The 9,759-nt window shown below is 73.4% G+C and carries 12 protein-coding genes and 1 pseudogene; 10 read left to right on the top strand and 3 right to left on the bottom strand.

The features are described 5' to 3' along the window. The 4 genes and pseudogenes from QL987_RS00965 to QL987_RS00950 all read left to right on the top strand — a co-directional run. Positions 1 to 342, top strand: a pseudogene (locus tag QL987_RS00965) (hypothetical protein); the annotation flags it as partial. Next, positions 339 to 845 carry a SprT-like domain-containing protein gene (locus tag QL987_RS00960; RefSeq protein WP_290155832.1) on the top strand — a complete coding sequence of 169 codons (507 nt, stop codon included), beginning with the start codon at positions 339 to 341 and terminating at the stop codon, positions 843 to 845. The pseudogene QL987_RS00965 and the gene QL987_RS00960, both read left to right, overlap by 4 nt. A 9-nt stretch (positions 846 to 854) precedes the next feature. Further along, complete coding sequence (locus QL987_RS00955; RefSeq protein WP_111073967.1) at positions 855 to 1,550, top strand: CGNR zinc finger domain-containing protein; 696 nt, start codon at positions 855 to 857, stop codon at positions 1,548 to 1,550. A 134-nt stretch (positions 1,551 to 1,684) separates the two neighbouring features. After that, entirely contained in the window at positions 1,685 to 2,935 is a 1,251-nt protein-coding gene (locus tag QL987_RS00950; RefSeq protein ID WP_111073968.1) for an Nramp family divalent metal transporter, read from the top strand. A 55-nt stretch (positions 2,936 to 2,990) separates the two neighbouring features. Here the strand turns inward: QL987_RS00950 and QL987_RS00945 are convergent, their stop codons facing one another. Together QL987_RS00945 and QL987_RS00940 are read right to left on the bottom strand one after the other, a co-directional pair. Beyond that, positions 2,991 to 3,293 (bottom strand): DUF427 domain-containing protein, encoded by a 303-nt coding sequence (locus QL987_RS00945; RefSeq protein ID WP_111073969.1) that lies wholly within the window; start codon positions 3,291 to 3,293, stop codon positions 2,991 to 2,993. Between the two features lie 51 nt (positions 3,294 to 3,344). Continuing rightward, on the bottom strand, positions 3,345 to 3,959 hold the full coding sequence (locus QL987_RS00940; RefSeq protein WP_290155831.1) for a 2-phosphosulfolactate phosphatase: 615 nt from the start codon (positions 3,957 to 3,959) through the stop codon (positions 3,345 to 3,347). Between the two features lie 73 nt (positions 3,960 to 4,032). Between QL987_RS00940 and QL987_RS00935 the strand changes: the two genes are divergently transcribed. From QL987_RS00935 to QL987_RS00920, 4 genes are all read left to right on the top strand, one after another. Further along, positions 4,033 to 4,665, top strand: coding sequence for a GNAT family protein (locus tag QL987_RS00935; protein ID WP_111073971.1), 633 nt, complete (start codon positions 4,033 to 4,035; stop codon positions 4,663 to 4,665). A gap of 92 nt (positions 4,666 to 4,757) precedes the next feature. Then, positions 4,758 to 5,231 (top strand): hypothetical protein, encoded by a 474-nt coding sequence (locus QL987_RS00930; RefSeq protein ID WP_290155830.1) that lies wholly within the window; start codon positions 4,758 to 4,760, stop codon positions 5,229 to 5,231. Positions 5,232 to 5,247: 16 nt separating this feature from the next. Further along, the gene (locus QL987_RS00925) at positions 5,248 to 5,880 is read left to right on the top strand and encodes a DUF1684 domain-containing protein (RefSeq protein ID WP_290155829.1); all 633 of its coding nucleotides are present in this window, start codon (positions 5,248 to 5,250) and stop codon (positions 5,878 to 5,880) included. Between the two features lie 10 nt (positions 5,881 to 5,890). Next, positions 5,891 to 6,250: a GntR family transcriptional regulator gene (locus QL987_RS00920; protein ID WP_111074195.1), complete on the top strand. Its 360-nt coding sequence runs from the start codon at positions 5,891 to 5,893 to the stop codon at positions 6,248 to 6,250. A gap of 104 nt (positions 6,251 to 6,354) precedes the next feature. Here QL987_RS00920 and QL987_RS00915 read toward each other — a convergent pair whose 3' ends face one another. Then, positions 6,355 to 7,251 carry an endo alpha-1,4 polygalactosaminidase gene (locus QL987_RS00915; protein ID WP_290155828.1) on the bottom strand — a complete coding sequence of 299 codons (897 nt, stop codon included), beginning with the start codon at positions 7,249 to 7,251 and terminating at the stop codon, positions 6,355 to 6,357. 527 nt (positions 7,252 to 7,778) lie between these two features. Here QL987_RS00915 and QL987_RS00910 point away from each other — a divergent pair. Both QL987_RS00910 and QL987_RS00905 read left to right on the top strand, forming a co-directional pair. Further along, positions 7,779 to 9,335, top strand: coding sequence for a DEAD/DEAH box helicase (locus tag QL987_RS00910; protein WP_290155837.1), 1,557 nt, complete (start codon positions 7,779 to 7,781; stop codon positions 9,333 to 9,335). A 114-nt stretch (positions 9,336 to 9,449) separates the two neighbouring features. Beyond that, the gene (locus QL987_RS00905; RefSeq protein WP_111073976.1) at positions 9,450 to 9,650 is read left to right on the top strand and encodes a CsbD family protein; all 201 of its coding nucleotides are present in this window, start codon (positions 9,450 to 9,452) and stop codon (positions 9,648 to 9,650) included. Positions 9,651 to 9,759: the final 109 nt, after the last annotated feature.

The following is a 9,759-nucleotide window of genomic DNA, read 5'->3' as shown; positions in this document are numbered from 1 at the left end:
CGCTTCGAGGAGGCCCGCGCCGTCCTCAGCCGGTCGTACGACGCGTTCCGCGCTGCCGGCGCCCCGGCGGAGCGCACCGAGGCGCTCCGGACCGCCGTCGAGGCCGCACTCCGGGCCTCCATGACGCAGCCGGCGGCGGAACCCGAAGCCGAGCGTCCCCGGACCGCCCGCGACTTCGCGGTGCGCACCGACGCCGAACCCGCACCGCGTGCGGCCGAGCCGGCCACGCCGCTGCCGACGACCCCGCGACGGGTGCTCGGCGCTCCGGACGCCGCGCGGACCGAGGGCGACTCGCTCTGGGGTCGACTGGCCCGTCCGTCGCGCACGGACCGGGACGAGTGACGCTGCTCGACGACGTACGGACCCGTGCCGCGGAACTGATGGGCGACCACCTGACCGACGGCTCGTGGACCTTCGCGTTCGACAACGCGAAGACCCGCGCCGGCCAGTGCGACTTCGCGCGGCGGCGGATCACGGTGAGTCGGCACCTGGCGGTCCGGTTCACCCCGGAGGACGTCGAGCAGGTGCTGCTGCACGAGATCGCACACGCGCTGAGCGGGCCGCGCGCCGGCCACGGTCCCACGTGGCGGCGGACGGCCCAGGGGCTCGGGTACACCGGCTCACGGCTGCACGACGGCCCGATCGCCAGCGAGCTGGCACCGTGGGTGGGGACCTGCCCCGCGGGGCACGAGCACTTCCGGTACCGGACGCCCACCCGGCCGCTGGCGTGTGCACGCTGCGGGCGGCGGTTCGACGAGCGCAACGTCATCACCTGGCGCCGTCGAAGCGGGACGGTTACCCCAGCTTCGGCAGATCGTGCCGGAGGCGCGCCGCTCACCCGTTAGCCTGGGCGGATGCGAACAGGCCAGGACATCCGGACCGATGCCGGGTCCTCGTGGTTCTTCGACGCGGGCCGGATCGCCCTGGACTTCGCACACACCGGCGGGTTCGCGGACGACCCGGACCGCCGACGTCCCCGGGGGCACCTCGGGGAGCTGCTGGCCACCCCCGCCGACCTCGACGAGTGGCTGGGGCTGCACACCGAACCGATCGACGTCGGCGCGACCGCCCGCGAGCTGCAGGACGCTCGGGCGCTCCGAGCCGCGATCGCCCGGTTGGCCACCGCCGCTGCCCCGGCACCCGCCGACTCCGCTGCGGAACGGACCGCGGTCGCCGCTGGACTCCGCGCCGGGACCGGCCGGACGCGTCCGGCGCCGGACGACATCGACACGGTGAACCTGTTCGCCGCTCTGCCGGACGTGCCCCCGAGCCTCCCGGGTGGCCGACGCCGCGCCGGGGCGAACCGGGTGCGGCTGGCGCAGGCGCTGTCGAGTGTCGCGCGCGACGCCGTGGCCCTGCTCACCGAGGTCGGCTTCGACGACGTCGAGGCGGACGGACGCCCGGCGCGTCTGAGCCGCTGTTCCGCGCCGGACTGCGGGCTCGTGTTCTACGACTCCTCGCGCGGCGGCACCCGTCGCTGGTGCTCGATGCAGCGCTGCGGCAACCGGGCGAAGGTCCGCGCCCACCGGGCCCGCCGCGCGGCCGTCTGAACCGAGCGCAGCGCGCGGCCGCCTGAACTGAGCGCAGCGCGCGGCGTCCGGAGCGTGGGCGAGGATCCGCGTAGAACGGACGGCACACCGAAAGTCTGGATTCGGTACGCCGAAACCTCTGGCATGGTGGGTGCATGACGGACACCGCCACCCCGGTCGTGGGCCAGCGCCCGCCCGGTCGCCGCGCCGCCGGACTCGGGCTCCTCGGTCCGGCGTTCGTCGCGGCCATCGCCTACGTCGACCCCGGCAACGTCGCCGCGAACCTGACCGCCGGCGCCCGCTACGGCTACCTGCTGCTCTGGGTCCTGATCGCCGCGAACGCCAGTGCCGTCGTCGTCCAGTACCTCTCCGCCAAGCTCGGCATCGTCACGGGCAGGTCCCTGCCGGAACTGCTGGGCCTGCGGATGCGCCGCACGCCCCGCCTGCTGTTCTGGGCCCAGGCCGAGGTCGTCGCCGCCGCCACCGACGTCGCCGAGGTGATCGGCGGCGCCCTGGCCCTGCACCTGCTCTTCGGCGTCCCCCTCGTCGTCGGCGGGCTCATCACCGGCGTGGTCTCGATGGCGATCCTGCTGCTCCAGCACCACCGGGGCGCACGGACCTTCGAGGCCGTCGTCACGGCGATGCTCGCGGTGCTGACGGTCGGGTTCTGCGCGGGACTGCTGTTCGCGCAGGTCTCCCCCGCGGCACTCGTCGCCGGCATCGCCCCGCGGTTCGCCGACTCCGGCTCGGTGCTGCTCGCCGCGTCGATGCTCGGCGCGACCGTGATGCCGCACGCGGTGTACCTGCACTCGGCTCTGGCGCGCGACCGGCACGGCGACACCCCGGTCGGCCCGGAGCGTCGGCGCATCCTGGTCGCGACCCGGTGGGACGTGGCGCTGGCGCTCGTCCTCGCGGGCGGGGTGAACATCGCGATGCTCGTGCTCGCCGCGGCCACACTGCAGGGAGTGTCCGGCACCGACTCGATCCCGGGAGCGCAGCACGCCATCGCCGAGAACGTCGGCCCCGTGGTCGGGGTGCTCTTCTCGGTCGGGCTGCTGGCGTCCGGCCTCGCGTCCACCTCGGTCGGCTGCATGGCCGGGGCGGAGATCATGCACGGGCTGCTGCACGTGCGGGTCCCGCTCGTCGTGCGGCGCCTCGTCACGCTCGTGCCGGCGATCGTCCTGCTGGCGCTGCGGTACGACCCGACGCAGCTGCTGGTGATCAGCCAGGTGGTGCTGAGCTTCGGGATCGCCTTCGCGATCGTCCCCCTGGTGGCCTACACGTCACGGCGGAGCGTCATGGGTGACGACGTCAACGCGCTCGGCACGAAGGTGCTCGCCTGGCTGATCGCGGCGGTGATCGTCGCGCTGAACATCGCGCTGATCGTGCTCACCGTCACGGGCTGAGGACACCGGGCGGGGCGGCGACCGCACCGCCCGAGGGCAGTGCGGTCGCGGGGCCTCACTCGGAGACCTTGGCGTCCTTCCAGAACGCGACGTACCCGCTGTAGTCCTTGCCGACGCGGTCGAACGACGTCGGGATCGGCTGCGGGTAGGACCATGCGGCGTCGACGTGCTGCTGCCCGTCCACGGTCACGGTCCAGTACTGCGTGTCGCCCTTCCACGGGCAGTGGTACTGCGTGGGGCTCTCGCTGAAGAGCTCGGTCTTCACGCTCGCCGGCGGGAAGTACCAGTTGCCCTCGATCTGGATGAGGTCCGTCTCCGGGGCCTCCGCGATGACGGTGTCACCGATCAGTGCCTGCATGGCTCACTCCTCGTTCTTCGCCGTCGGTGGGACGGCGGTCGACTCGGGACGTTACGCCCGCTCGGTGGACGGCCGCAGCGTGACCAGCTCCGGTCCGACGGCGAGGGCTGCGTGCACCCGGTCGACGTCGAGCGCACCGGCGGACTCGGACGCGGTCACCAGGTGCGTGGCCGCCTGCCGGAGACCCGTCCACGCCGCACAGGCCGCCGCCGCCTCGGGCGAGGTGTGGTCGACGCCGCTGGTCACGAGGGCGTCCACGACCGCGCCGGCCGCGAGCAGGTCCTCGACCGCGAACTCCGGCACCGCGGGCACGTCGGGGAACTCGCCGGCGTCGTCCGCCGTGCCGCCGCCGACCGGCTCGTCGAGGTGGCCGGCCGCGACGACCGCGACGACACAGCGGTCCCCCCGGTCGGCCTGGAGGCGCAGCACCCGTTCCGCGACGGCCGTCACGTTCCCCAGGTGGCCGAGCACGACCTCCGGTCCGTCCGGCAGCAGCGTGAGGGGTGCGCGCGTGCCGTCCGGCCCGGGGCACGGTGCCGTTGCCGTTGCCGTTGCCGGGAGCACGTCGACCCAGACGAGGAGGTGCGCGTCCGCCGCGATCCGTGCGGCACCCGCCGCGCCCCAGCCGAACCGCACCTGGTACCCCCGCTGCCCTCGCTCCTGCACGCCGACACGATACCGAGACGGCAGGGGGTGCTCGCAGCCGGGGTGTCCGCGCCGGCCGGTACGATCCGATGCCATGGAGACCGACCCCGCGCCCACCCTCACCGGCGACCGCGTCACGCTCGAGCCCCTGTCGCTCGAGCACGCGGACGACCTGCGGGCCGCGGTGGCGGACGGGGACCTCTGGCGTGCCTGGTACACCTCGGTCCCCGCGCCGTCGCAGGTCGAGACGGAGATCGAACGGCGGCTGGCCGAGCAGTCGGCGGGCCGGATGGTGCCCTTCGCCGTGCGCGACCGGCCGACCGGTCGGGTCGTCGGGGCCACCACGTTCCTGCACCTCGACGACGCGAACCGCCGGGTGGAGATCGGGTCGACGTTCCTCGCCGCCTCGTCGCAGCGCACCGGCATCAACACCGAGGCGAAGCTGCTGCTCCTCTCGCACGCCTTCGAGACGTGGCAGTGCATCGCCGTGGAGTTCCGCACGCACTGGCACAACACGCGGTCCCGCGCGGCCATCGCCGGGATCGGTGCGAAGCAGGACGGCGTCCTCCGGAACCACTCGGTCGGGCCGGACGGCAGCATGCGCGACACCGTCGTGTTCTCGGTCATCCAGTCGGAGTGGCCGACGGTCCGTCTGTCCTTGTCTGAACGTCTGCGCAGCCACGACCGGGCCGAGGGTGCCCGCCGCCGGTCAGCACGCCACGCCTGAGCCCCGCCACGACCGATCGCCACGCCTGGCCGTCCCACACCGCAGCAGGTCGGTGCGGCCGGACCCCAGCCGGTCCGCGTAGCGTCCGCCGCATGCACGTCGGTCTCCGCATCGTCCTGGACGCTCCCGTCGACGCCGTCCGGGACGCCCTCCTCCGGCCGTCCGTGATGGTCGCCGTCACCAAGCCGTTCCTCGTCTACCGCTCGCTCGACCCCGCCGGGTTCCCGGAGCACTGGACGCCGGACGAGCCGCACCCGATCAGCGCGTCGACGTTCGGCCTGGTGCCGAGCGGTACGAGCCACGTCGACATCGACCTGCACGAGACCGACGGCGTCCCGATCCAGGTCGACCGCGGCGGCGGCACGAGCGGTCTGTTCGCCCGGATGGACATGCGCCACCGGATGGCCGTCTCCGCCCTCCCCGACGGCCGGACCCTGTTCCGCGACCGCCTGACCTACCGCACGCGCCCCGCGCTCCTCGGCATCGCGCTCTGGCCCGGCATGTGGGTCATCTGGCAGTGGCGGGCGTTCCGGATGCGCGCCCTCGCCCCCACCTGGCGGGCGTGAGCGTACGCTCGTCGACGTGACCCAGACGGAGACCACCGACCGCGTCCGCACCGCCCTCGCCACCGCCGACTGGCGCCGCGAGACGTTCGACCTCTTCCGCCGGGTCCGGGCCACGCCCGACCCCGAGGCGGCCCACACGCTGTGGCGCGAGGGTCGCGACGCGATGTTCGCGGGACACCCGGCCAGCCCGCTGCTGCCCGAGGACGCCGAGGGCTTCACGTCGCTGCCCTTCCCGGCCTACGACCCGGCCTGGCGCTTCCACGCCCGGATCGAGGAGGCCGAGCCGAAGGTGCTCGACGTCGAGACCGGCACCGACGGCATCGTGCACTTCGACCGCCTCGGTGTCGTGCAGGTCCCCGGGGTCGGATCGCTCGACGTCTGGAAGCACGGCGGCTACGCGGGCGGCCTGTTCGTCCCGGTGAAGGACGCCAGCGCCGGCAAGCCCGGTGGCACCTACGGCGGCGGGCGCTACCTGATCGACACGATCAAGGGCTCCGACCTGGGCGACACGGACGGTGAGCTCGTCCTCGACTTCAACTTCGCGTACAACCCGTCGTGCGCGTACGACCCGGCGTGGGCGTGCCCGCTCGCGCCTCACGGCAACACCCTGCCCGTGGCGGTCCCGGTCGGCGAGCGGTACGGCTCCTAGGGTGGACCGCATGTCCGGATTCGTCGCGATCGACGCCGGTGGCCGTGTGCCGCCCTTCGAACAGGTGCGCTCGCAGCTCGCCGCCCAGATCGCCGCCGGGTACCTGGTCGACGGGGAGCGCCTGCCGAGTGTCCGCGGACTGGCCGCCGAACTCGGGCTGGCCGCCGGGACGGTCGCGAAGGCCTACCAGCTGCTCGAGGAAGCGGGGCTCGTGCAGACCGCACGCGGTGCCGGCACCCGGGTGGTCCGACCGGCTGCGGTGCCGGAGTCGGTCACGCACGCCGCAGCCGCCCTGGTCGCCGCCGCGCGCGAGGCCGGGCTGTCGGCCGACCAGACCGCGGCCGCGCTGCACGACGCCTGGCCCGCGTAGTCGGTCCGGCCCGGGTTCGCGCTGAGCGACATCCCGCGGCCCGCCACACACGAGCGCCGTCGCCCAGCGCGAACAGCGCCCGCCGCGAACCACGCCCGCCGCACTCAGCAGTGGCGGAAGACGTACCCGTCCTCGCCGGCCGGCACGAGGTCCCGGTCGCGCAGGATCGTCATCCGCGGGCGGTCGGTCATCGCGCACACCGCGGACCACTTCCCCTTGAGGGTGTCCGCGTACTCGACGTCGATCACGCGCGCCCCGTACACGTCCGTGTAGGCGGCGCACTCGTCGTACTGCACGCACTCCTCGGCGACCACGAAGTCGAACCCGGTGCGCTCCCGTCCGTCGGTGCCGAGCTGCGGGGTGTTCTTCTGGGCGGCGGCCAGGCCGTGCTGGTGGGCGACCCGGACGAGCGACGCGGCGAGCGCCAGGTTCCCCGAGCGGGTCATCCGGCCGCCGGAACGGGTCCACGAGTCGAGGTTGTCGAACTCGACGGCGTCGAACCCGTGGTCGGCGCAGCGGGCGATCGACCGTGACAGCACCGAGGTGATCGTGGCCCGGGCGCTCGCGGTCCGGGTGTCGAGGATGAGCTCGTCCGGCCACCCCGGGTCGATGACGGGCTTGCCGGCGGCCGTGCGGAGGACGGCGTCGGGGTGTTCGGACAGCCAGGACGCCCGGTCCTCCGGCTGGGTCTGGAACCCGTTGACGTAGCAGATGCCGTACACGCCGGCGGCGGCCTTCTCCGTGCTGTCCCGTTCGACCACGGTGACGCCGGCGGGAGGCGTGTACGAGCCGCCGAGCTGGTAGTCGGGGACGCCGCCGGTGGGCAGGGCACGCGCGGCGACGTCGGCGCCGGCGGTCGCGCCTCCCGTCCCGGCGTCGTCGACGGTGCGGTGCGCGCCGGGGGTGGTGCCCGCGGAACCGGAGGGGGCGGCGCAGGCCGTCAGCCCGGTGAGGGCGACGGCGAGCAGCGCGGTGGTGACGAGGGTCCTGCGAAAGAGCACGAGGCATCCTCGCACGTGGCGGTGACCCGCCTGTGCCGCCGTCGTCGAGACCGGATCGCAACGCCCGACGCGAACACCCCTCCCGTTCCGACGCCCGAGGCCGCTATGCTGGGACCACTCGAGGCGCCGATCGCCTCGTGCGTCGTACGGACGCCCCCGAAACCTCCCGGTGTCCCGCACACTCGAACAGACTCCCGTGTCTGGTCGGATCGCGTGCGGAACCGACACCGATGTGTATCGCGCACCACCCTCGCCCCGGAATCCGTCCGGTGGCGCAGATCCCGGTGCCAGGCTCTCTGCTGCGGCGACAGCACCCGCACTCCAGCACCGACGTCCACCAGGACCCGGACCGCTGAGCGGATGCGCTCCCGCCCGCGCCGGCCTCGACCGCGCGCCCTTCCGGCCCATCCCGGGCCCGAGAGGTCACCATGACCACCCAGAACTCCAGCACGACACAGAACACCAGCACCACCCAGAGCGCTGACAGCACCGACGTCCGGTTCGCCGACCTCGGTGTCCCCGCCCCGATGGTCGACGTCCTCGTCGGCCAGGGCAAGGAGAACGCCTTCCCGATCCAGGTCGACACCCTGCCCGACTCGCTCCAGGGCAAGGACGTGCTCGGTCGCGGCCGCACCGGCTCCGGCAAGACGATCGCCTTCGCGATCCCCCTCGCCGCCCGCCTGGCAGCGTCGTCCCGCAACCGTCGCGCCGGTCGCCCCCGTGCCCTCGTGCTCGCCCCGACCCGTGAGCTCGCGACGCAGATCGACGCGACGCTCGCCCCCCTCGCCAAGGCGATGGGCCTGAACACGACGACCATCTTCGGTGGTGTCGGCCAGGGCCGTCAGGTCGAGGCCCTCAACCGCGGCGTCGACATCGTCGTGGCCTGCCCCGGCCGCCTGGCGGACCTCATGCAGCAGGGCCACGTGCACCTGGACGCCATCGAGGTCACCGTCCTCGACGAGGCCGACCACATGGCCGACATGGGCTTCCTGCCCGGCGTCACCAAGATCATGCAGGCGACCCCGGTCAAGGGCCAGCGTCTGCTGTTCTCCGCCACGCTCGACAACGGCGTGGACAAGCTCGTCAAGAAGTTCCTGCACGACCCGGTGATGCACTCGGTCGACGACGAGAACAGCCCCGTCGAGGCGATGACCCACCACCTCTTCGAGGTCGCGGACGCCGACGCCAAGAAGGACCTGGTCAAGGCCCTCGCCTCCGGCACCGGCCGTCGCATCCTCTTCATGCGCACCAAGCACCATGCCAAGCGCCTGGCCAAACAGCTCTCCAGCCAGGGCATCCCGGCCGTCGACCTGCAGGGCAACCTGTCGCAGGGTGCCCGTGAGCGGAACCTCGCCCGGTTCTCCTCCGGCGACGCCCTGGTCCTCGTCGCGACAGACGTCGCCGCCCGCGGTGTGCACGTCGACGCCGTCGAGCTGGTCGTGCACGTCGACCCGCCCACCGAGCACAAGGCGTACCTGCACCGTTCCGGCCGCACCGCCCGTGCCGGTTCGTCGGGCGACGTCGTCACCGTGACGATGCCGGCCGAGCGTCGCGACGTCGCGCAGATGATGCGTGCCGCAGCGATCAAGGTCAGCCCGCAGCACGTCACCGCGACCTCCGCGGCCGTCACCGAGCTCGTCGGCGAGGTGGCCCCGTACCGCGAGGACACCACCCCGGCACCGCAGCAGCAGCAGCCGCGCCGTCAGTCGTCCGGTGACGCCGCCGGCCAGGGCCGTGGCCGCTCGCGTGGTCGTGGCGCCCCCGCCGGTGGCACCGGTGGCCGTTCGGGAGGCTCGTCCTCCGCCGGACGCTCCGCCGCCGGTTCCGACTCGGCCGGCTCCGGTGCCCGCCGCGGCGGTCGCGCCGAGGGCGCCGGTCGTGACGACCGTCGTGGCGCCTCGGCCGGTCAGCGTGGCGGTGCCCCGCGTCGTGCCGGTTCCGACACCACCCGCGGTGGCTCGGCGTCGGTCTGGTCCTCGGACGGCGGCTACAGCGCCGGCCGTGCGCCGCGCGACGACGCTGCTCCCGCAGGCCGTCGTGGTGGCTCGCGCCGCGCCTCCCGTCCGGCCGGTACCGGTCGCTGACCCTGGTCCTGAACGCTTCCTCCGAAGACCACGGACGACGAGCGTACGGTTCTGGTCACCGGCGGGAGCGCGAGCAACTGCCGGCGACTTTTTCCGTTGTCGAGAGGAGCGCACATGGCTGGGATCGAAGACATCAAGAACGCCGCTGAGAAGGCGGCAGGCAAGGCCAAGGAAGCCCTCGGCAACGCCACGGACAACGACCGTCTGAAGGCCGAAGGCCAGACCGACCAGGGCAAGGCCTCGGCCAAGCAGGGTGTCACGGACGTGAAGGACGCGGCGCACGGCGTCGCCGACAGCTTCAAGAACGACAAGTAACCAAGCCGGTCTCGTACCGCGCTGCGAAGCCCCCGGATCCGATCGGATCCGGGGGCTTCGTCGTGTGCCAGGTGCAGCGCCGGTCAGTGCAGTGCGACTCAGTGCAGCG

Origin of the sequence: Curtobacterium sp. APC 4022 (assembly GCF_030407555.1) — a bacterium.
GTDB lineage: Bacteria > Actinomycetota > Actinomycetes > Actinomycetales > Microbacteriaceae > Curtobacterium.
Note: the sequence above shows the minus strand (reverse complement) of the source record. Positions and strands in the feature narration are given on the sequence as shown.

What these genes read in the sequence shown, in the direction of transcription:
- QL987_RS00920 (WP_111074195.1), top strand. Translation starts at nt 5,891, where the DNA reads ATGTCCGGATTCGTCGCGATCGACGCCGGTGGCCGTGTGCCGCCCTTC.
- QL987_RS00910 (WP_290155837.1), top strand. Translation starts at nt 7,779, where the DNA reads ATGGTCGACGTCCTCGTCGGCCAGGGCAAGGAGAACGCCTTCCCGATC.
- QL987_RS00905 (WP_111073976.1), top strand. Translation starts at nt 9,450, where the DNA reads ATGGCTGGGATCGAAGACATCAAGAACGCCGCTGAGAAGGCGGCAGGC.
- QL987_RS00950 (WP_111073968.1), top strand. Translation starts at nt 1,685, where the DNA reads ATGACGGACACCGCCACCCCGGTCGTGGGCCAGCGCCCGCCCGGTCGC.
- QL987_RS00935 (WP_111073971.1), top strand. Translation starts at nt 4,033, where the DNA reads ATGGAGACCGACCCCGCGCCCACCCTCACCGGCGACCGCGTCACGCTC.
- QL987_RS00945 (WP_111073969.1), bottom strand. Translation starts at nt 3,293, where the DNA reads ATGCAGGCACTGATCGGTGACACCGTCATCGCGGAGGCCCCGGAGACG.
- QL987_RS00930 (WP_290155830.1), top strand. Translation starts at nt 4,758, where the DNA reads ATGCACGTCGGTCTCCGCATCGTCCTGGACGCTCCCGTCGACGCCGTC.
- QL987_RS00955 (WP_111073967.1), top strand. Translation starts at nt 855, where the DNA reads ATGCGAACAGGCCAGGACATCCGGACCGATGCCGGGTCCTCGTGGTTC.